This is a genomic window from Streptomyces sp. NPDC032721 (assembly GCF_055579625.1).
The window spans coordinates 49,846-70,401 of record NZ_JBVIMX010000025.1 but is presented as its reverse complement, the minus strand read 5'-3'; the positions used below and the strand labels follow the sequence as shown (position 1 = coordinate 70,401).

The 20,556-nt window shown below is 72.4% G+C and carries 14 protein-coding genes and 1 pseudogene; 4 read left to right on the top strand and 11 right to left on the bottom strand.

The features are described 5' to 3' along the window. The first annotated feature begins 59 nt into the window (after positions 1-59). Positions 60-1,019 carry a bifunctional riboflavin kinase/FAD synthetase gene (locus ACZ5PB_RS37435; RefSeq protein ID WP_468697532.1) on the top strand — a complete coding sequence of 320 codons (960 nt, stop codon included), beginning with the start codon at positions 60-62 and terminating at the stop codon, positions 1,017-1,019. A gap of 152 nt (positions 1,020-1,171) precedes the next feature. On the opposite strand, the gene ACZ5PB_RS37430 is transcribed toward ACZ5PB_RS37435, so the two are convergent. After that, positions 1,172-3,121, bottom strand: coding sequence for a flavin monoamine oxidase family protein (locus ACZ5PB_RS37430; protein WP_468697531.1), 1,950 nt, complete (start codon positions 3,119-3,121; stop codon positions 1,172-1,174). Between the two features lie 192 nt (positions 3,122-3,313). Between ACZ5PB_RS37430 and ACZ5PB_RS37425 the strand changes: the two genes are divergently transcribed. Further along, a complete protein-coding gene (locus tag ACZ5PB_RS37425) occupies positions 3,314-3,517 on the top strand; it encodes a CsbD family protein (RefSeq protein WP_468697529.1) in 204 nt (67 codons plus the stop codon). 112 nt (positions 3,518-3,629) lie between these two features. On the opposite strand, the gene ACZ5PB_RS37420 is transcribed toward ACZ5PB_RS37425, so the two are convergent. From ACZ5PB_RS37420 to eccE, 10 genes and pseudogenes are all read right to left on the bottom strand, one after another. Continuing rightward, positions 3,630-4,652 carry an oligopeptide/dipeptide ABC transporter ATP-binding protein gene (locus ACZ5PB_RS37420; RefSeq protein WP_468697527.1) on the bottom strand — a complete coding sequence of 341 codons (1,023 nt, stop codon included), beginning with the start codon at positions 4,650-4,652 and terminating at the stop codon, positions 3,630-3,632. Positions 4,653-4,699: 47 nt separating this feature from the next. Then, the gene (locus ACZ5PB_RS37415; RefSeq protein WP_468697526.1) at positions 4,700-6,034 is read right to left on the bottom strand and encodes an ABC transporter ATP-binding protein; all 1,335 of its coding nucleotides are present in this window, start codon (positions 6,032-6,034) and stop codon (positions 4,700-4,702) included. Continuing rightward, entirely contained in the window at positions 6,031-6,954 is a 924-nt protein-coding gene (locus tag ACZ5PB_RS37410; RefSeq protein WP_468697525.1) for an ABC transporter permease, read from the bottom strand. The genes ACZ5PB_RS37415 and ACZ5PB_RS37410 overlap by 4 nt, the downstream gene beginning before the upstream one ends. Continuing rightward, positions 6,951-8,024 carry an ABC transporter permease gene (locus ACZ5PB_RS37405; RefSeq protein WP_468697524.1) on the bottom strand — a complete coding sequence of 358 codons (1,074 nt, stop codon included), beginning with the start codon at positions 8,022-8,024 and terminating at the stop codon, positions 6,951-6,953. Before ACZ5PB_RS37405 ends, ACZ5PB_RS37410 begins: the two co-directional genes overlap by 4 nt. A 49-nt stretch (positions 8,025-8,073) precedes the next feature. Next, entirely contained in the window at positions 8,074-10,005 is a 1,932-nt protein-coding gene (locus ACZ5PB_RS37400) for an ABC transporter substrate-binding protein (protein ID WP_468697523.1), read from the bottom strand. Between the two features lie 393 nt (positions 10,006-10,398). Further along, the gene (locus ACZ5PB_RS37395) at positions 10,399-13,812 is read right to left on the bottom strand and encodes a MinD/ParA family ATP-binding protein (protein WP_468697615.1); all 3,414 of its coding nucleotides are present in this window, start codon (positions 13,810-13,812) and stop codon (positions 10,399-10,401) included. A 528-nt stretch (positions 13,813-14,340) separates the two neighbouring features. Next, a pseudogene (locus ACZ5PB_RS37390) lies at positions 14,341-14,463 on the bottom strand (SCO5717 family growth-regulating ATPase); the annotation flags it as partial. A gap of 472 nt (positions 14,464-14,935) precedes the next feature. After that, positions 14,936-15,169, bottom strand: a complete 234-nt coding sequence (locus ACZ5PB_RS37385; protein ID WP_362416549.1) for a DUF397 domain-containing protein — start codon at positions 15,167-15,169, stop codon at positions 14,936-14,938. A 185-nt stretch (positions 15,170-15,354) separates the two neighbouring features. Continuing rightward, positions 15,355-16,095, bottom strand: a complete 741-nt coding sequence (locus ACZ5PB_RS37380) for a hypothetical protein (protein ID WP_468697521.1) — start codon at positions 16,093-16,095, stop codon at positions 15,355-15,357. Between the two features lie 5 nt (positions 16,096-16,100). Then, positions 16,101-17,501, bottom strand: a complete 1,401-nt coding sequence (gene eccE / locus ACZ5PB_RS37375) for a type VII secretion protein EccE (RefSeq protein WP_468697519.1) — start codon at positions 17,499-17,501, stop codon at positions 16,101-16,103. Between the two features lie 181 nt (positions 17,502-17,682). On the opposite strand from eccE, the gene eccB reads away from it, so the two are divergent. Beyond that, on the top strand, positions 17,683-19,257 hold the full coding sequence (gene eccB / locus ACZ5PB_RS37370; protein WP_468697518.1) for a type VII secretion protein EccB: 1,575 nt from the start codon (positions 17,683-17,685) through the stop codon (positions 19,255-19,257). Positions 19,258-19,286: 29 nt separating this feature from the next. After that, positions 19,287-20,528: a type VII secretion-associated serine protease mycosin gene (gene mycP / locus ACZ5PB_RS37365; protein WP_468697614.1), complete on the top strand. Its 1,242-nt coding sequence runs from the start codon at positions 19,287-19,289 to the stop codon at positions 20,526-20,528. Positions 20,529-20,556 lie beyond the last annotated feature (28 nt).

The window sequence follows — 20,556 nt, the reverse complement described above, 5'->3', positions numbered from 1 at the left end:
GGGGCAGTCACTACGGGCAGCCAACATCACGTACTAGAGACGTACAAGGAGCGGTCACAGTGCAGCGCTGGCGTGGCTTGGAGGACATCCCCCAGGACTGGGGACGCAGCGTCGTCACCATCGGCTCCTACGACGGCGTGCACCGAGGGCACCAGCTGATCATCGGGCGGGCGGTGGAGCGGGCCCGCGAGCTGGGCGTGCAGTCCGTCGTGGTGACCTTCGACCCGCACCCCAGCGAGGTCGTGCGGCCGGGGAGCCACCCGCCGCTGCTGGCCCCGCACCACCGGCGCGCCGAGCTGATGGCGGAGCTGGGGGTGGACGCGCTGCTGATCCTGCCGTTCACCGCCGAGTTCTCGAAGCTGTCGCCGGCCGAGTTCGTGGTGAAGGTACTGGTCGACAAGCTGCACGCGCGGCTGGTGGTGGAGGGGCCGAACTTCCGGTTCGGGCACCGGGCGGCGGGGAACGTGGAGTTCCTGGCGGAGCTGGGCCCGACCTACGACTACGACGTCGAGGTCATCGACCTGTTCGTGAGCGGCGCGGCCGGGGGCGGCGAGCCCTTCTCCTCGACCCTGACCCGGCGGCTCGTCGCCGAGGGGGACGTGGCGGGGGCCGCGGAGATCCTGGGGCGGCCGCACAGTGTCGAAGGCGTGGTCGTACGGGGGGAGCAGCGGGGGCGGGAGCTGGGGTATCCGACCGCCAACGTGGAGACGCTGCCGCACACGGCGATTCCGGCGGACGGTGTGTACGCGGGGTGGCTGACCGCGGACGGGGAGCGGATGCCGGCGGCGATCTCGGTGGGGACGAATCCGCAGTTCGAGGGCAAGAAGCGGACTGTTGAGGCGTATGCCATTGACCGGGTGGGGCTGGATCTTTACGGGCTGCATGTGGCGGTGGAGTTCTTGGCGTATGTGCGGGGGATGGCCAAGTTCGAGTCGCTGGAGGGGTTGTTGGAGGCGATCGGGGATGACGTCAAGAAGGCGAGGGTGTTGACGGGGGACGTGGACGCGGGGGGTCGCTAGGGGTGGTGGCGGGGGCGTAGGTGGGGCGGGGTCGGGTTGTGCGACTCCGTCGGGGGCCGCCCCCTTGCCCGCCCGTTCCGCCCCCGGGGGGCGGCCCCGCCGCCCAAGGGAGCGGCGGTATACCCGCCGCTCAAGGGGGCTAGGGGTGGGGCCTAGGAGTTGTGGACTTCCAGGGCGGTGCGGAGGGCGGATTCCAGGGCGCCTTCGATCCAGGCCGGTTTGATCGAGGTGTGGCAGCCGGCGAAGTGGAGCCGGCCCTCGGGGGTGGGGATGGCCGGGAAGAGTTCCGTGTGCTGGCCGGGGAGCAGGACCGAGGCCTCGCCGTACGCGTACGGGTCGCGCATCCACGACTGGGTCTTGCCCACGCCCGTGTAGAACACCTCGATCCGCTGCCCGTAGACGTCCTGCACTCCGCCCAGCGCCCTCGGGTAGCGCTCGTCGTCGTCGAAGGAGTCCCACTTCAGGGCGTCGTCGGCCCAGCTGTAGGAGGCGAGCAGGACGCCGCCCCTGCTGCCCGGCACCGGGTACGACGGCTCGAACATGAAGCGGTTGGGGTTGTCGGTGACGGAGCCGCCGCCGATGACGTGCGCCGCCTCCGGCTGTACGGGCTGGGCCGCCTGGTGCGCCGCGTAGTGCACCCGCTGGCTCCTGCTGATGTGGCCCTGCGGTACCGAGGGGTGCTTGCCGAGGAGCGAGCCGTCGGCGGGGGCGCGGCCGGCGCGGTAGTCCTCGTACAGGCCGGGACGGACCGCGGTCAGCTCGCGCTTCCAGTCGGCCTCGGTGAACTCCCACCAGCGGCGGGAGAATTCGAGCAGCACCTTGGTCGCCGAGTCGTAGTGCACCTCGGTGATCGCGCGCCGCTTCGGGTACGAGAGGGCCGGGGTGAAGGTGACGTGGCGCAGGCCGCTGAACGGCACCGTGAGGATCGCCTCGTCGCCCTCGAAGGTCTCCTGTACGACCTCCGCCCCGTTCTTGCCCTCGGAGACGGTGTGCACGGTGACGCCGCGCGGACCGTGTTCGACGCGTACCGCGCGCCGGTCCAGGTGCACCAGGTCCTTCACGCGCGCGTAGAGCGAGTCGGCGAACGTGGCGGTGCCGTCGGGGAGTTCGAAGAACTTGGTGTCCGGGCTGATCAGCGCGGACGACAGGAAGCTGTGCAGGAAGGCGAGATGGAGGCGGGAGGTCATGTTCTCGATGGTGCCGATCAGGTCGATCGTGGCGTCGTCCAGCTTCGCGACCTCGGTCAGATAGCGGTACATCGACCAGTGCCCGTACCTCTCCAGCACCGTCACCCAGCCTTCCACCAGCGCCTCGCCGCTCCTGCCTTCGATCAGCGCGCGGGCGGGCGCGAGGGCGGTGCGGACGATCTCGGAGGCCGGGACGTCCTCGTACTGGGCGGGGACGCCGAAGGAGCGGTTGACGGCGCGGGGCTTCAGCAGGTAATCGGCGCGGCGCATCCGGACGCCGTTGACCAGGATCCAGGTGCGCATCGCGGGCTTGCCCGAGGCGTCCACGTCGGTGAGGTGGAAGCGGCGGCGCTCCAGGCCGAGGGCGTCCAGCAGGCCGGTGATCAGGGGGTGGCTGTCGGGGATGCGCATGGCCCCGGCCTCGGCGTACTGCTTGGGGTCGGCGAAGGGGGCCTTGGCGTTCTCGTGGCCGCCGGTCCGGAAGGTCTTCACCCGGCCGCCGACGCGGTTGCCGTTGGCCTCGATCACGGTGACCTTGTGGCCGGCCTTGCGGAGCAGGTGCGCGGCGACGAGACCGGCCGGACCCGCGCCCACGACCAGCACCTTCTTGGGGGCGCGGCGGGTGCGGGGCAGGCCGTCGGTGAGCAGGACGCGGGAGTAGTCCGGCAGCAGCGGCCGGTTCTTCCGGTCGAGTACGAGGATGGCGCGGGCCACGGCGAGCGCCGCGTCGCGCTGGGCGGTGGGGGCGGCCGGGGCCGTGGGGGTGGCAGCGGTGGCAGGGGTGGCAGCGACGGCAGTTGCGGGTGCGGCGAGGCCGGTGGTGAGGGCTGCCGCGCCGGTCGAGGCGATGACCGTACGACGGGTCGGACGGGACGACGGGCGGGCTGAAGTGCCGGACGGTTCCTGGAGGTTCATGCGCGTTCCTGAGTGCTCATGCGACCCACACTCCGGCCCGTCGGTCCGCCAGATGCGGCGAACACCACGAAGCTGTGCCGATTCACCCTTTCTGAGTAATATGGCCGGGAAATGTCCACATGCGATATATCCGCATCTACGGCATTGTGAGTGCGGATATATCCCCCCAGAATCCTCTGAAAGGCGGAATCCATGACTGACGGCGAAAGCACCTTCGACAAGCTCAAGGGCAAGGCCAAGGAGCTCGGTGGCAAGGTCACCGGCGACGACCGGCAGCAGGCCGAGGGCAAGACCGACCAGCTCAAGGCGAAGGTCGACGAGATGGGCGACAAGGCCAAGGACACCATGGGCGGCGTCAAGGACTCTCTGACCGGCAAGAAGGACGACAACGCCTGACGGGCGACTTCGTTCAGCCGGTGACCTCGTACGTCGGGCGACTTCGTCCGGCCGAGGTGGTCGGGCCCTGGTGCGCTGGTGGGCGCACCGGGGCCCTTCGCCATGCCCTTCGCTATGCCGTCCGCTTCTCCGCCGCCCGCCGGTGCGCCCAGTGGCAGGCGACCTGGGCCCGTTCGTCTCCGGCGTCGAGCACCGGCAGCTGCTCGGTGCGGCACTTGTCCGCGACCCCCGCCTCCTCGGCCTCGCCCGAGGCCAGGATCTGACAGCGGGCGTGGAACCGGCAGCCGGACGGGATCCGGGACGGGTCCGGGGGCTCGCCGGTGAGCACCACCGGTTCCCCCTCCGCCTCCGGCAGCACCGACAACAGGGCCTGGGTGTACGGGTGCCGGGGCGCGGTCAGCACCTGCTCGACCGGGCCCGACTCGACGATGCGGCCCAGGTACATCACCGCGACCCGGTCCGCGATGTTCCAGGCGAGGCCGAGGTCGTGGGTGACGACCAGGGCGGAGAGGCCGAGGTCGTCGCGCAGGCGCAGCAGCAGGGCGAGGATCTCGCCGCGTACGGAGGCGTCGAGGGAGGCCACCGGTTCGTCGGCGACGATCAGTTCGGGGCCGAGGACCAGCGCGCCCGCGATGACGACGCGCTGGCGCTGGCCGCCGGAGAGTTCGTGCGGATAGCGCAGGAAGAACCGCTCCGGCGGGCGGAGTCCGGCGCGGGAGAGGGCGTCGGCGACGGCGGCGCGCTCGTCGGTGGTGCTGCCGTGGATGCGCAGCCCCTCGGCGACGGCGTCGTACACGGTGTGCCGGGGATTGAGGGAGCCGCTCGGGTCCTGGAGGACCAACTGCACGCGTTTGCGGTACGCCTTGAGGGCCTGCGCGCGGTAGTCGAGCGGGCTGTTGGCGAAGGCCACTTCGCCGGAGGTGGGCCGGACAAGACCGAGCAGGGCACGGGCCAGAGTGGTCTTCCCACACCCGGACTCGCCCACGAGCGCGACGATCTCACCGGGCGCGAGAGCGAGGTCGACCCCGTCGACGGCCCGGGCGGCGGGACTGCCGCGACGGCCGGGAAAGGTGACGTGGACGCCGGTCGCGGAGAGGAGGGGGGCAGCGGTTGATCGAGGCGGTGCGGTGGTCATGGAGGCTCCTCGGCGGATGGGATGGTCGACGGGTCGGCAGCCCCCGATCAGGAGCCCCCGGACGGCCCCGGGGACGAACTTCCGGGCTGGCCTCCGGGATGCCCGAGCGGCCCCTTGTCCGGGCCCCGGGACAGGTCGCCGGGCGGGCTCCCGGACTTGCTTCCAAGCGAACCTCGGGGCTCGCCCCCGGGCGGTTCCTCGGGCGGGCTCTCGCGCTGGCTCCCGGGCGGGTTCCCGGGCAGGCTTCTGGGCTTGCTCCCGGGCGGGTCCTCGGGCTGGCCTCCGGCCTCGCCCCCGCGCGGGCTCCCGGGCAGGCCTCCGGGCGGGCCCCCAGGCAGGTCCCCAAGTGGGCCCCCCGGCTGCCTCGGGAGGTTTTCGTGCGAGGGGTGGCGTAGGTGCTGGGGTGGGGTCGCCGTTACGTGTACGCAGGCTGCTTGGTGGGAGGGGCCCGCCGGTCTCAGGGGTTGGTCCTGCGTGTCGCAGGCCGTGAGGGCTACCGGGCAGCGGGGGTGGAACGTGCAGCCGGTGGGCAGGTCCGTCGGGTCCGGGGGGTCGCCCGGGAGGCCGCCGGGGGAGCGGCGGGAGGTCGGGTCGCCGATGCGGGGGAAGGCGGCGGACAGGGCGCGTCCGTACGGGTGTTGGGCGCGGAGGTAGACCTCCTGGGCGGGGCCCTCCTCGACGACCCGGCCCGCGTACATCACCGCCAGGCGGTCGCAGGTGTCGGCGAGGACCGCCAGGTCGTGGCTGATCATGAGCAGGGAGATGTTCTGGTCGGCGACCAACTGCTCGATCAGGCGCAGGATCTGGGCCTGGATCATCACGTCCAGGGCGGTGGTGGGCTCGTCGGCGACGATCAGTTGCGGGTCGCAGGCGAGGGCCATGGCGATCATGACGCGCTGGCGCTGGCCGCCGGAGAGTTCGTGCGGGTAGGCGTTCGCGCGGGCGGCGGGCAGGCCGACCTGTTCGAGGAGCTCGGCGGCCCGGACACGGGCGGCCTGCGGGGTGGCCTGCCGGTGGACGAGGACCGGTTCAACGATCTGGTCGCCGATGCGGTGCACCGCGTTCAGGGAGTGCATCGCGCCCTGGAAGACGATGGACGCGCCCGCCCAGCGGACCGCCCGCAGCCGGCCCCACTTCATCTTCAGTACGTCCTCGCCGTCGAGCAGGATCTCGCCGGTGATGCGGGCGGAGGCCGGGAGGAGGCGCAGGAGTGCCAGTGCCAGGGTGGATTTTCCGCAGCCGGACTCGCCCGCCACGCCCAGCTTCTGGCCGGCGGCGAGGGCGAGGTCCACCCCCCGTACGGCGTGCACGTCCTTCCCGTACGTGACGGAGAGGTTCTTCAGTTCCAGGAGGGAGTGCGCGGGACTTGGTGCGGCGCTCAACGGGCCACCCCCAGTTTCGGGTTGAGTACGGCCTCGATGGTGCGGCCGCACAGGGTGAACGCCAGCGCGACCACGGCGATGGCGATGCCGGGCGGCGCCAGGTACCACCAGTGGCCCGACGACACGGCGCCCGTCTCGCGCGCCTCCTGGAGCATGCCGCCCCAGGAGACGACGTTCGGGTCGCCGAGGCCGAGGAAGGCCAGGGTGGCCTCGGTGAGGATGGCGGAGGAGATGAGGAGGGTGGTCTGGGCGAGTACCAGCGGCATGACGTTGGGCAGCACGTGGCGGGCCATGATGTGGCCGTGGCCGCCGCCGAGCGCCTGGGCGCGTTCGATGTACGGGCGGGACTCGACGGCCAGCGTCTGGGCCCGGACCAGGCGGGCGGTCGTCGGCCAGGACGTCAGCCCGATGGCCAGCACCACCGTCCAGATGCTGTGCGACATCACCGTCGCCAGGACGATCGCCAGGATCAGCGCGGGCATCACCAGGAACCAGTCGGTGATCCGCATCGTGATCGTCGCGAACCAGCCGCCGAAGTGCCCGGCCAGGATGCCGACGAGGGTGCCGATGAGCACCGAGAGGGCCGCCGCCATCAGCCCGACGGCGAGCGAGACCCGGGCACCCCACAGCAGCAGCCCGAGCAGGTCGCGCCCCAACTGGTCGGTGCCCAAAGGGAATTCGGCACTGGGGGATTCGAGTGCCTCGCCGCTGGCACTGGCCACGCTCTGTACGTCGCTGCCGACGAGCAGCGGGGCGGCCAGCGCGAGTACGGCGATCAGGACGAGCGCCCCGAGCCCCACCAGGCCCGCCCGGTGCGAGCGGTACTGCCGCCAGAAGCGGGCGGCGGACCGGCGGCGCCGGGCCCTGGCCAGGGAGCGCGCGGTGGCTTGCTTCGGGGACGGTACGGATTCGGTCGTCATCGGCCCACCCGGGGGTCGAGCAGCGGATACAGCAGGTCGGCAAGGAGGTTCGTCAGGATCATCGCGCCCGCGAAGACGACGAAGAGCCCCTGGATCAGCGGGAGGTCCGGCACCTTGATCGCCTGGTAGAAGAGGCCGCCGAGTCCCGGCCAGGAGAACACCGTCTCCACCAGGATCGAACCCGCCGCCACATGGCCCAGATTGATGAAGATCATGGTGACCGTCGGCAGCAGCGCGTTGGGCACCGCGTGCCTGCGGCGCACCAGCGCGTCCTGGAGGCCCTTGGCCCGCGCCGTCGTCAGGTAGTCGCTGCCCATCTCGTCGAGCAGCGAGGACCGCATGACGAGCAGCGTCTGCGCGTAGCCGACGGCGACGAGCGTGACGACGGGCAGCACCATGTGGTGCGCGACGTCCACGACATGGGCGAACCCCGTCTCGTTGCCGGACTCCATCCCGCCGGTCGGGAACATCCCCGGGATCGGCCCTATGCCCACCGAGAAGACGATGATCATCAGCAGTCCGAGCCAGAACGACGGGATCGACCACAGGGTCAGCGCCACACCGGTGCTGAACCGGTCCCCGAGCCCGCCGTGCCGCCACGCGGCCCGGGTGCCCAGCCACAGGCCGAGCAGCGAGTAGAGGAGCACCGCCACCCCGGTCAGCAGCAGCGTCGCGGGGAACTTCTCCGCGATCAGCTCCCCGACCGGGGCGTGGAACTGGTACGAGGTGCCCAGATCACCGGACAGCGCCTTGCCGCAGTACTCGGTGAACTGCTGCCACACCGGCAGATCGAGCCCGAACTGCCTGCGCAGGGCGGCCAGTTGCTCGGCGTCCACCGGGCGGCCGTGCGTCATCGCGCTCACCGGGTCGCCCGGGATGATCCGGAACAGGAAGAAGCTGGTGACGAGTACGGCGAAGAGCGAGACGGCGGCGCCGCCGAGCTTTCCGGCCACGTACAGCAGATAGGTCAGCCAGGGGCGTGAGCTGCGGGAGAGGCCGGAGGACGGCCCGGACTTCACCGGGCCGCCGTCCGGCTCCCGCACCACGGCGGGGGTGCTTGCGGTGCTCATGGGTGCCTGTGGTCCTTCGTGTGCGTGCCGCGCGTGTACGTGCTCGGAACTACTCGCGGTCCTCGGCCGTGGAACTGCGCCGCCGGGCGACCACTACCGCGATGCCCGCGACCAGCAGCACACCGACGCCCACGATGATCCAGACGGCCGGGCTCGTGCCGCTGCCGTCGTCCGCGGTGTCGTTGACCGCCGGAACCGCCGACCACCAGCTCCAGTAGCCGTCCTGGCCCCAGATGTTGCCCGCCGCTTCCGGCATGGTCTTGATCGACTTGATCTGGTCGGTGCGGTAGGCCTCGACCGCGTTCGGGTAGAGCATCACGTTCATGTACCCGGTCTCGTACAGGCGGGCCTGCATCTGCCGGACCAGGGCGGCGCGCTTGGCCGGGTCGTACTCGGCGAGCTGCTTCGCGTAGAGGTCGTCGAACTGCTTGTCGCAGATGAAGTTGTCGGTCTGGCCCTTGCCCTTGGGGGTGGCCGGCAGCGCGGCGCAGGTGTGGATGGACAGGACGTAGTCCGGGTCGGGGTTGACCGAGTAGCCGTCGAAGGCGAGGTCGTACTCACCGGCCAGCCAGGGGTCGCTGACGTTGTCGAGGCAGACGGTCTTCAGGGTGATGCCGAGCGCCCCCCACCACTCGTAGAGGTACTTGCCGATCGCCTTGTCGTTGGGGTCGGTGGCGTGGCACAGCATGCGGAATTCGAGCGGCTTGCCGTCCTTGCCGAGGCGCTTGCCCGACGCGTCCTTCTTGTACCCGGCGTCGTCGAGGGTCTTGGCGGCGCGGGCGGGATCGTAGGCGCGCTGCTGCTCGGGGGTGGGCTTCCAGTGGTAGTCGGCGAACCGGGGCGGGATGTACCCCTGCCCCTCCACCGCGTGCCCCTGGTAGACCTTGTCGACGAGCGTCTTGCGGTCGACCGCGAGGAACAGCGCCTTGCGGACCGCCGGGTCGAGCAGCGCGGGGTGGCCGTCGCCGAACTTCTTGCCGGTCCTGTCCTGGGCGCCGGGGTTGGTGGCGATGGCGAAGAAGCGGCGGCCCGGGGCGTCGTTGACCTTGATGTCCGGCTCGGACTTCAGGGACGCGGCCTGGGCGGGGGTGAGCCCCTGCACGAAGCCGACCTCGCCGGTGCGCAGTGCGGCGACCGCCGCGTCGTTGTCCTTGTAGTACTTCAGCGTCAGCTCTTCGAACTGCGGGGCGCCGCGCCAGTACTTCTTGTTGGCCTTCAGCTTCACGTACTGGTCGGTCTTGTAGTCCGCGATGTAGTACGGGCCGTTGCCGACGATCGGGAAGGCCTTGTCGTTGTTGAACTTGGAGAAGTCGCCGACCTTCTCCCACACGTGCTTGGGCACGATCGGCACGTCCAGCGCCGTCATCGTGGCCTGCGGCTTCTTGAGCTCGACGACCAGGGTCTCGGGGTCGGGGGCGGTGACCTTCTTGAAGTTGGAGGTGAAGCTGCCGTTGGCGGTGGCGGCGGCCTCGTCCGTCATCATCTTGTTGAAGGTCCAGGCGGCGTCCTCGGCGGTGGCCGGCTTGCCGTCGGTCCACTGCGAATCCTTGCGGATCTTGTACGTCCAGGTCAGCTTGTCCGCGGACGGCTTCCACTCGGTGGCCAGCGCGGGGACGGTGTGCGCGTCCTTGACGTCGTAGTTGGTGAGGAAGTCGTAGACCAGGCGCATCACCGTCGTACTCACGAGGCGGGAGGCCAGGAACGGGCTGAGCGAGTCGACGCTCTGGGAGACGGCGATGGTGAGGTTCTGGTCGGCGGCCTTGGCCTGGGTGTGGGGCTGGGCGTTGGCCTGTTCCTGGGATTTGGCCTGTGCCTCGGGGGCCTGGGCTGCGGCGGCGGCCGGGTTCAGCGGGGCTGCTGCCGTGGCCAGCAGGGCGAAGGCGGCGGCGCCGGTCGCCAGCAGGCGGCGGGCCCGGGCGTTCCGGTTCCGGGATGGGGAGTCGTACGGCGGAGCCTGAGTGGTGGTGCCCTGTGTGTCCATGGACGGAGACCTCGCGTCGTCACTTGCACGTCACTTGCTCGTACTTGCCTGTGCTCTTGCCTGTGCTCTGGCGTCTGCTTGCCTGTGCTTGCTTCTGCTGGACCGTGTTTGCCCATGCATGCCCCGGCGGCAGGTGGATCATGGGTCGGCCGAGTGGTGTGGCGAAGGTCTACCAGCGCTCTTCGGGACGTGTCAACGGCGTGTCAACTACCGCGTGTGCTGCGGGAATGCGCCATACGGGGCGGGTCGGACGCGTGGTGAGGACCGTCCGGGCGTACGGGTGGGGGTGCGGGTGGGGGTACGGACGTCGGCGCGGGCGGACAAGCGGAAGGCCCGCACCCGGTCCTGGTGTGACCGTGGTGCGGGCCCTCATTGGTCTATACCGCTGAAGCCCTACTGCTGAGGGGCTGGCGGCGCCTGCGGAGGCTGCTGCTGCGTCCAGCCGGGAGGAGCGGAGGCGTCGGGGGTGGAGGGCTGGTGGGGGTGGGCGGGGGTGGGTTGCTGACTGGGGTGGCTCGGCTGTCCGGGCTGGCCCTGGTGGCCCGGCTGGTTCGGGTGACCCGGTTGGCCCGGCTGACCCTGCTGGAGGTTCTGCGCGGGCAGGGGAAGTGGCTGGGGCATGGGCTGCTGGCCGGCGGGGGCGTTCGGGGGGAGGGGCTGGCCCTGGGGTGCCGGGGCCTGCTGCCAGCCGCCGGGGGACTGGGGCTGCTGGGGGTGCGGGTGTTGGTGCTGGTACGGCTGGGGCGCGCCACCGACGGGCTGCTGCTGGCTGGGCTGGCCGGGCTGGCCGGGCTGTCCGTGCTGGAACTGGCCGGGCTGCGGCTGCGGTTGGCCCTGCGCTCCCGGCTGGGGGTGACCGGGCTGGGGCTGCCACTGCTGCTGGCCGGGCTGGCCGGGCTGCTGTCCCTGCGGTCCGGGCTGGCCCTGCGGGCCCGGCTGCTGTCCCTGCGGCGCCGGCTGGCCCGGCTGTCCCTGCGGGCCCGGCTGCTGGGGGGCGTACGGCTGTTGCTGGTACTGGCCGCCCGGGGCCTGCTGCTGGTCCGGTACCTGGCCCGGCACCTGGGCCTGGCCCTGTCCCTGCGGGTATCCCTGCTGGCCCGGCATCGGCGGTGCCAGGTGCGGCGGCGGGTTGCCGTCCGCCGTCCACAGCCCCTGCGCCTGCTGTGCCCGTACGAAGTCCTCGGCGACCAGCGACGAGAGGTGGAAGTACGCGTCGCGCGTCTTCGGCCGCATCATGTCGAGGTTGACCTCGGCGCCCGCCGCCAGGTGCTCGTCGAACGGCACGACCACCACACCGCGGCAGCGCGTCTCGAAGTGCTGCACGATGTCGTCGACCTTGACCATCTTCCCGGTCTCGCGCACCCCGGAGATGACGGTCAGCGAACGCTGCACCAGCTCCCCGTACCCGTGCGCCGACAGCCAGTCCAGCGTCGTCGACGCACTGCTCGCACCGTCCACGGACGGCGTCGAGACGATGATCAACTGGTCGGCCAGGTCGAGCACTCCGCGCATCGCGCTGTAGAGGAGGCCCGTGCCGGAGTCCGTCAGGATGATCGGGTACTGCTTGCCGAGCACGTCGATCGCGCGGCGGTAGTCCTCGTCGTTGAAGGCCGTGGAGACGGCCGGGTCGACGTCGTTGGCGATGATCTCCAGGCCGGAGGGGGCCTGCGAGGTGAACCGCCGGATGTCCATGTAGCTGTTGAGGTACGGGATCGCCTGGACGAGGTCGCGGATCGTCGCCCCGGTCTCGCGCCGCACGCGGCGGCCGAGCGTACCGGCGTCAGGGTTGGCGTCGATGGCGAGGATCTTGTCCTGCCGCTCGGTGGCGAGGGTCGCGCCGAGCGCGGTGGTCGTGGTGGTCTTGCCCACGCCGCCCTTGAGCGAGATCACCGCGATCCGGTAGCAGGACAGTACGGGCGTCCGGATGAGCTCCAGCTTGCGCAGCCGCTCGGCTTCCTCCTTCTTGCCGCCGAACTTGAAGCGGGAGGAGCCGGAGGGGTTGCGGCTGCTCTTGGGCTTCTGCTTGTTGTTGCGCAGCAGCCGCTCGGAGGACAGCTCGACGGCGGCGGTGTACCCGAGGGGAGCCCCGGCGTGCGAAGCCTGCCGCTGGTCGGGCGTGACGGGCGACGGCCAGGCGGCCCCGGTACGGGGGTCCACGGGAGCCCCGGGCCCGGCGGCGGCAGCCTCGGGCTGCTGGGCCTGCGGTGTCTGTGGTGCTTGGGGTGCCTGGTGCGCGGGCATTGCCTGCGGAGGCAGCTGGCCCGGCTGGTGCTGCTGCGGTACGGGGGCCTGGTGCGACGGGACCTGGCCCGGCTGGGCCTGGGCGGGGTCCTGCTGCGCGGGCAGTGCGGGGCCGGCGGGCTGCGGGAATCCGTAACCCGGCTGCGGCTGCTGGGGCTGGGGCTGCGGTGCCGCGCCGGGGGTACCGGCTTCCGGCTGTACGGGTGCCGGGGCGGGCGCGGGCGCCGAACTCGCCTGCGGGGCAAGGGGGTTGCCGGGCTGCGGGAACCCGTATCCGCCCTGCGGTGCGCCGGGTGCGGGTGTGTTGAGGGGCTGCGGGAATCCGCCCTGGGCCGCCGGGTCGGGGGCCGGGGTTGCCGGGGCGGGCTGGGCGGCTTGCGGGAAGCCGTAACCGCCCTGCTGGGCAGCGGGGGCCGGTGCCGGTGCGCCGGGGGAGGGGGCCTGCGGTGCGGCAGGTCCGGCTCCGGGCTGGGGGGCGGGCTGTGGCTGTGCGCTGTCCGGACGGGGGGAGCCGTAACCGCCGTCGGGCTGGATGCCGGGGGCGCCGGGGGCGGGCGTGTTGAGGGGTTGCGGGGGTCCGCCTTGAGCCGCTGGGGCGGGTGCGGGGGTTTCCGGGGCGGGCTGGGTGGCCTGCGGGAAGCCGTAGCCGCCCTGCTGAGCGGCGGGCGCGGGTGCGCCGGGGAAGGGGGTCTGCGGTGTGGCAGGTCCGGACCCGGGCTGTGCGTTGTCGGGGAGGGGGAATCCGTAGCCGCCGTCCGGCTGGGCGCCGGGGGCGCTGGGTGCGGGTGTGTTGAGGGGCTGCGGGAATCCGCCCTGGGCTGCCGGGGCAGGCTGTGCGGCCTGCGGGAAGCCATAACCGCCCTGCTGTGCGGGTGAGTTGGGCTGCTGCGGGAAGCCGGGGGAGCCCTGGGCCTGCTGGCCGGACGTCTCGCTCGACGGGGCCGGGGCGGTCCAGGCCGACGGAGTCCCGGGAGGCGTCGGCCACTGCGGCGCTGTCGTGGGCGCGGCGGGCTGGAACGACGGCGGCAGCGGCGGCAGGCTGCCCTGCGGCGGAGCCGGGGGAGTCCAGGACGGGGCGGCGGCCGGTGCTCCGTCGGGCGGCGTGTCCTGCGGCTCGCCGGCGGGGAACGCGGCGGCGGCGTCCGGTCGGGCGTCCTCGGGGACGGCGTCGGTGATCCCGTCGTGCGGGGCGGCGTCGTCCTCGGCGGAGGGTGCGGTGGCGGGGATGTCGGTGGAGGGGCTGTCCGGGGCGCTGTCGTCCGTGACGTTGGCGTCCGTGGGGATCGCGTCCGCGAAGTGGTCTTGGGGGGCGTAGCCGCTCGGCACCGAGTCGTTCGGAGCGAGGTCGTCCGAGGCGTCCGGGGCGGCGAGGGCGTCCGTGGTGTCGCTGTCCGGCAGGAGGTGGTCGTCCGGGGCGGCGGCTGCCGGGACGGAGTCGGTCGGCTCCGGCTCGTCCAGGGTGAGGTCGGTGGAGGAGTCGGCGGCGGGCGAGGTGTCCGGCGTGGCGTCCGAGTCCGGGGTTGCGGGCTCCGGGTCGGGGTCGTCGCTGCCCCAGTTCAGGCCCAGCGGGCGGTCGTCGGCGGAGGCATAGCTGTGCCGGTCCGTGTCCTCCGGATCGAGGTCCGGCGCGGGCGCGGTCTCGCCGTCGGTGTCGTCGGCGGTGGATGCCTCGGGCTCCGGCTCCGTAACGAGGTCGGCGACGGGGCTCTCGGCGTCGAAGCCGCCGGGGCCACCGGGACTGTCGGGGCTGGCGGAGCCGTCAGGGCCGTCGAGCGCGTCGTCGTCCGGTGCGCCCCCGCCCCCGGCCGCCGCAGCCTCCGGCTCCGTACCGGATCCGTCGCCGTCGGAGGCCTCGCTCGCCGCGGCCTCTTCCATCCTCGCGAACTCCCGCTTGAGCGCGGCCGGCGAGAAGCGCATCGTGGCACCGCTCTCCAGGTCACCGCCCCCGAAGGCTTCCGGTTCGCCGCTGCCCGGGGCGCCGGTGTCGCTCGCGGCCGGGGTGGCCGCAGCCGCCCCAGCGGCCCCAGTGGTCCCGGCGGCCGCAGTGGCCTCGGCGGTCGCCGCGTCGGCCTGGCCCGAAGGGCTCGCGTTCTGCGTGTACCAAGCGGGCGGCGTGTAGTCGATGGTGAACTCGCCCGTCCGGTCGGCCTCCGGGTCGGGCGTCTCGTCTACGGGCACGTTCCAGCCCTCGCGGATCTCGTCCCGCTCGCTGTTCACATTGCCTCCTGCTGTGGTCGAGCACCCTGGTGCCGTGCGTGGTGGGTGGGGTGACCGCTGCCGTCGTCCGATCCGCTCGGCACTTCCCCGTGAACTGCGCGTTCGCAGGTCCGCCGGTGTTGCCTGCCGCGCCCGTGCGTCAGCCTAGTCGTCAGTACTGCCCGTACGGCAGGCCCGATCCACCGTGGAACCGTGCCTCCCGCGCCACTTGTTGCCCAGAAGTGACTTCTCCGCACCCCTGCGTGACGCCCAAAACGGTCACAACTCGACATCTCCGTACGGAAAGAGAGTCGCCCGCCCACCGAAGGGCACGCTTCCCAACAATCGGGTGTCGACACCTGTGGCGAGCGTCATGGTCGGCCACCACGCCCCCGGCACCAGGCGCCGCCCACGGCCGAGCGGCCGCCCGGACGCTCCCGCCCCGACGGCCGCTCGGCCGATCACGCACATCACGCACACCCGCCCGACGTACCTACGTCAGGTCGAATTCCCCGTCCCGCGCGCCCAGCACGAACGCCGTCCACTCCGCCTCGGTGTACCTGAGCACCGTCTCCGGGTCCGCGGACGACCGCATCGCGACCGCGCCCTCGGGCAGGTAGGCGATCTCCACCCGCTCCTCGGCGTCCTCGGTGCCCGGCGCGCCGAGCCACTCCACGTCCGAGATGTCGAGGGCGTAGAGCGCGTCCTTCTCCTGCTGAGTTCCCATACCGGCTGTCCCCTTCGCTGTCCGTCCGACCCAACCGTCGCTCTCACGAACGCCGTTGCCAAGCCCATCGTGCCCGATGGGCGAGGAGGGGGTTGCGCCATCGCCGCGATCGTGCTTCCCGTACGGGTGACGGAGGGGTGCGGTGCGGACGGCGGCGGCGCCGCGGCCTCTGGCTCCGACGCGCGTCAGTCCATCCGCCGGGCCGGGCCCAGCAGCGCACCCTCGACATCGGTCGGCGCAGTGGTCACCCAGTGCCTCTCGTGCCCCGCGCACCACAGCGTGACCCCGTCACCGAGGCCCGGCAGCGCAGCCGTCTCCTCCGGCGTCAGCCCCAACAGCCGCCCGATCTGCCCGGCTTCGTCCGGAGACACCCGTTGTACGCCGACCAGCGAGGCCTCCCGTACCAGCCGGGGCGCCACCGGACTCAGATACGGCAGCAGCGTCAGCACCGCCTGCCACGGCGAAGCCAGCACCCGGCCGCGCGGCGGACGCATCCCGCAGTCCCGCACCACCAGCACCGGCGAACCCCCGACCGCACCGCTCGGCGGCACCCGCCCCACCCCGTGCAGCGCCACGGAGTCCAGCCCCGCCCCGCTGCCCGCGGCCTGCGCGAGCTGCTCCCAGGCCTGCGCGCGCCCGGTCTCCACCACCACCCGCGCACCCGTGCCCGCCGTGCGAAGCGCCAGCACCTGCGCCGTCCAGACCCCGCCGATCAGCAGGACCTCGTACGGAGTCGGCCGGTGCAGCCCCAGTACGCGCGCGGTGCCGCCGGTGTCCTCGCCGAGCAGGATGCCGTCGTCGCCGACCGGCAGGGCGAGCGCGCCGAGCCCGTCCGTCTCCAGCGTGTGCCCGGGGTGCCGGGGGCCGCGCAGCCCACGCGGCATGACGTCCCGCAGCCGTACGCGGGACCGGCCTGTACTCCCCATCCCTCTCATCGCGTCGCACCGCCCAGCGGCAGCGTCGCCAGCACGCCCGGCAGCTGTTCCCGGTCGAGCCGTACCAGCGAGACCTTGGCGGAACCCGCCATGCGCTCCAACTCCTTGCGTACGGAGATCAGTTGGGTGTCCGTGTCGCCGGTCACCCGGATGTGCCCGGCCACCGCGGTCGCCCCCCGGTGCGGGCCGCGCCGCACGGTCAGGCTGACGGTCGTCGCGTACGAGGGAACCTCGGCCAGCGCCGACAGGACCCGCGGCAGCGGGGTCGCGGCACGCCCCAACTCGGGCCAGCGGCCCACCGCGTAGCTGGTGTGCCAGCGGTCGTCACAGGTCCAGACACGGGCCGTCTCGGCGCTGCGCCGGGGACGGCCGGAGCTTCCGGGGCCGGGCACGGCCGCTGGTGCGTGCCCCGTACGCCCGCAAGTAGCCGTCGCCATAGCCGAGTTGAGCTCTTCCTGGTCGAGCACCACGGCCCGGAACCCGGCCCCGGTGACCCGGCTCGCCACGTGGTCGGCCACCCGCACCAGGCAGCGCTGCGCCCCCGCCACCCCGCCGCCGCGCGCCTCGACCGCCTCGTGGGCGGTGCGCGGGTCCAGCTTCAGCGCGATCCAGGTCATCCGCAGCGCGGGCGTAGGGGCCTGGCGCTGGAGGGCCGCGTGGGTGCGGCGGGCCGCCGACTGCTCGGGGAGGTGCGGGGCGGGAGCCGCCCGTACCTGCTGGAGGAGCTGCGCCGACTCCAGGGAGATGTCGTCCACCTCCAGACAGTCGCCCAGCAGGGACAGCGGCAGCGCCCGCGCGCCCGAAGCGGGCCGCAGCGCCTCGCCGCTCGCCTCGACGCGGACGACCGCCGTCAGGAAGGTGCCGTCGCCGACCATGCCGACGGTGCGGCGGTCCCGGTCGACGTAGGTGTACGGGCCGAAGCCGGGGACGTTCTCCGCGACGGGCGTCAGGGCGGGGTCGAGCGCGGGGTCGGGGGCGGCCGTGCTCCTCCGCACCCGGGCCCGGAAGGCCAGCGCCGCCGCCAGCCAGTCGAGCACCGCGCGGCCCCGGCGGCGTGCCACCGCGAACAGCAACAGCCCGGCCGCCACCGCGAGACCGGCGATCAGCCAGGGACCCCCGGCCAGCCACCCCACACCGGCGGCGGCCAGTGCCATTTCCAGCAGCACGAGTTGACGCAGCGGGAGGGCGAGGGTCCGGCCGGTGCGGGACAGCGGACGGAGTCCGGTCTTCGCGGGCGGAGTGCCGGGAGCGGGAGCAGGGGCGGGAGCAGGCGCAGAGGCCCCGGCCTGGGGTGTTGCGTTCGATTCATTGCTGCGTTGCCGACGGGAAGTGGTTCGTCTGGTTCCGGGTGGTTGCGGTGCGTTCCGCCCCTCGCGTCCGCGCGTTGTCGTCGCCATCGCAGCCTCCCCGTCGGACCTCTGCCAGCGCTCCCCGGCGGGATACTGGATCGGGCGATCACAGTACCGGAGCAGCGAGTTACCAGGAGCGGCAGGCATAGTGGGGCGCGGCACCACGGCGGGAGGCCCGGTGCGTACCCGGGCAGTCGCGCCTTGAGCGGGGAGAGGGAACAGCGGACAGATGGCATCACGTCGGGATGAACTCAACGCCTACACATTTGCGAAGCGGAGACTGATCGCCCAGTTCCTGCAGCCCAGTTCGACCGGTTCGGAAGAAGGTGCGCCCCGTCCGTTGCGGGCCGTACTGCCGGGCGTGATCGTGGGTGTGGTGGTCCTCGCCGGATTCGGTGCGTGGGGGATGTTCAAGCCGGTCGCCCCGAAGGAATGGGACAAGCCGGGCGAGAACGTGATCATCGCGAGCAAGTCGACCACCCGCTATGTGGTGTTGGAGACCGACGGCAAGCGTCAGCTGCACCCCGTGCTCAACATGTCCTCCGCCCGCCTCCTCCTCGACCCCGACAAGGGCAAGGTCGTCAACATCGACGAATCCGTGCTGGACAGCGGCAAGATCCCGCACGGCGTGACCCTCGGCATACCGTACGGACCCGACCGGCTGCCGGACCCCAAGGAGGCGGGCTCCGCCAAGCGCTGGGCGGTCTGCGAGCGGCAGGGCGAGGGCGGCAGGGCGATCGAGAAGGCGGCCTTCCTGTTCGCCGAGCGCGAGGCGGACAAGACCGAGGGCCCGTCCCGGCTCGCCGGCGGCGACCTGCTGTACGTCGAGGGCCCGGGCCCGGCCCGCACCCGCTACCTGGTGGACGCGGGCGGAACCGCGTACGCCGTCGGCCGCGACGAACTGCTGCTGCGCCAGCTCGTCGGCCAGGGCCGGACCCCGCAACGGGTCTCGGCGGGCTGGCTGGCCACGCTGCACCACGGCGACCGGATCGACTTCCCCGCCCTCTCCCCGGCGGACGGCACACCGGGCACCCCGGCGGGAGCACCCGGAATGCTGCGCCCCGAGCAGAACAAGGTGGGCATGGTGCTGCGCGCCACCGACGGCACGAAGAGCCAGCAGTACGTGGTCCTCAAGGGCCGGGTCGCCCCCGTCTCGGACTTCACCGCCAAGCTCCTCATCAACAGCCGCGCCCTGGTCGCACTGGAGCAGGCGGGCCGCCCGACGGAGGTCAGCGGCGGCGCCTTCGAACCGGGAGCGCCTTTCGGGGCCGGTCGTAAATGGCCGCAAGCGGCACCGAAACCAGTCAATTCGCCAAAATCACAGGGCACTTCTTCGGCCGCTTCCTCGTCGGAGGGCGAGCGGGACACGGTCTGCAACGTCCTGCGCGGAGTCAGCAAGTCGACCGGCGCCACGACGCTGAGCACCTGGGCGGGCACCGGTTTCCCGGCCTCGCTGCCGAAGGGCGGCAGCAGCGCGTACGTCACTCCCGGCTCCGGCCAGCTCTTCCGCCAGTTCCAGGGCTCCGAGACCAGCACGGGCTTCGTCTTCCTGGTCACCGACACGGGCCTGCGGTACGCGATGCAGTCCAACGGGGACAGCGCGACGGGCGACCCCGACGGCGGCATCGGAAAGAAGGGCACCAAGGAACAGCGGCAGGCGGCCCAGCAGGAGGCAGCTCAGGCGCAGAACCGCCTCGGCTACAAGGAGGTCGAGCCTGCTCCGGTACCGGCGGCCTGGTCGGCGTTCCTGCCGACGGGACCCAGGCTCTCGACGGGCGCGGCGAGCCAGCCGCAGGGCTCGTGAGGGGGGTGGCGCGCGTGGGTTCGCGCCTGCTGGCCACGGGTGTGCGGTACGGGCTCGCCGGGGCCGTCGCCGTACCGCTGCTGGCAATACCGGCGGCCACGCCAGCCCTGGCAGCGCCGCCCCCGCCCGCGGACGCGGGTCAGTGCACGTACCCCGGGAAGCCGTACGAGGGCCGCCCCTGGGCGCTCCAGCGCGTACTGCTGGACGAGCTGTGGCGGCAGTCGACGGGCAAGGGGGTGCGGGTGGCCGTCATCGACAGCGGCGTTGACACCAAAAACCCCCAGCTCAAAGCGGCGGTCGACGTACGCAGCGGGCGCAACGTCCTGCCCAAGGGCCTCAAGGACGAACAGGGCACCCCGATCCCGCGCGGCAACGAGTACGGCACGACGGACACCGTCGGCCACGGCACCAAGGTCGCCGGGATCATCGCCGCCCGCCAGGCCCGCGGCACGGGCTTCGCGGGCCTAGCCCCCGGCGCCACGATCATCCCGATCCAGCAGAACGACGCCGAGGGCCACGGCAACGCGCTCACCCTGGCGACCGCGATCGAGCACGCGATCGCGCAGAAGGCCCAGGTCATCAACATCTCGCAGGACACGGCGAACGCGACCGAACCGACGGTGGTCCTGCGCCGCGCCGTCGACAAGGCGCTGAACGCGGGCATCGTCATCGTCGCCTCGGCCGGCAACGACGGCCTGGGCGGCAACGTCAAACCGACCTACCCCGCCTCCTACGAGGGAGTTCTGGCGGTGGCCGCCTCCGACCGCAACAACGAGCGGGCGGCCTTCTCCCAGTCGGGCGACTTCGTCGGAGTCGCGGCGCCGGGCGTGGACATGGTCTCCACGGTCCCGGGCGGCGGCCACTGCACGGACAACGGCACCAGCTTCTCCGCGCCGTACGTCACCGGCGTGGCGGCCCTGCTGCGGGCCAAACACCCTGGCTGGACCCGCCAGCAGATCGTCACGCAGATCCAGCAGACCGCCGAACGCGCCGTCCCCGGCCACGACCGGCTGGTCGGCTGGGGCGTGGTCGACCCGGTCCGCGCGCTGACCGAGGACGAGCACCCGCCCGCCGCGGCACCGGTCCCGGACGGCGGCTCGACGGACGTACGGGCCCCGGAACCGGCCCGGTTGACCCTGGGCGAGACCCCCCAGGAACGCGACTCCCGGCTCGCCACGTACGTGGTGGTGGGCGGCGGGGTGCTGGTCGCGGCGATCGGGGGCGCGGCGGTGGCGACGCGGGACGCGCGGCGGCGGAGGACACAGCGGTAACAGTTGCGAAGCAGGAACACCGCAAGTC

Excerpts from the sequence above, each read along its gene's own strand:
- ACZ5PB_RS37430 (WP_468697531.1), bottom strand. The coding sequence starts at position 3,121 with ATGAACCTCCAGGAACCGTCCGGCACTTCAGCCCGCCCGTCGTCCCGT.
- ACZ5PB_RS37425 (WP_468697529.1), top strand. The coding sequence starts at position 3,314 with ATGACTGACGGCGAAAGCACCTTCGACAAGCTCAAGGGCAAGGCCAAG.
- ACZ5PB_RS37420 (WP_468697527.1), bottom strand. The coding sequence starts at position 4,652 with ATGACCACCGCACCGCCTCGATCAACCGCTGCCCCCCTCCTCTCCGCG.
- ACZ5PB_RS37410 (WP_468697525.1), bottom strand. The coding sequence starts at position 6,954 with ATGACGACCGAATCCGTACCGTCCCCGAAGCAAGCCACCGCGCGCTCC.
- ACZ5PB_RS37405 (WP_468697524.1), bottom strand. The coding sequence starts at position 8,024 with ATGAGCACCGCAAGCACCCCCGCCGTGGTGCGGGAGCCGGACGGCGGC.
- ACZ5PB_RS37400 (WP_468697523.1), bottom strand. The coding sequence starts at position 10,005 with ATGGACACACAGGGCACCACCACTCAGGCTCCGCCGTACGACTCCCCA.
- ACZ5PB_RS37385 (WP_362416549.1), bottom strand. The coding sequence starts at position 15,169 with ATGGGAACTCAGCAGGAGAAGGACGCGCTCTACGCCCTCGACATCTCG.
- ACZ5PB_RS37380 (WP_468697521.1), bottom strand. The coding sequence starts at position 16,095 with ATGGGGAGTACAGGCCGGTCCCGCGTACGGCTGCGGGACGTCATGCCG.
- eccE (WP_468697519.1), bottom strand. The coding sequence starts at position 17,501 with ATGGCGACGACAACGCGCGGACGCGAGGGGCGGAACGCACCGCAACCA.
- eccB (WP_468697518.1), top strand. The coding sequence starts at position 17,683 with ATGGCATCACGTCGGGATGAACTCAACGCCTACACATTTGCGAAGCGG.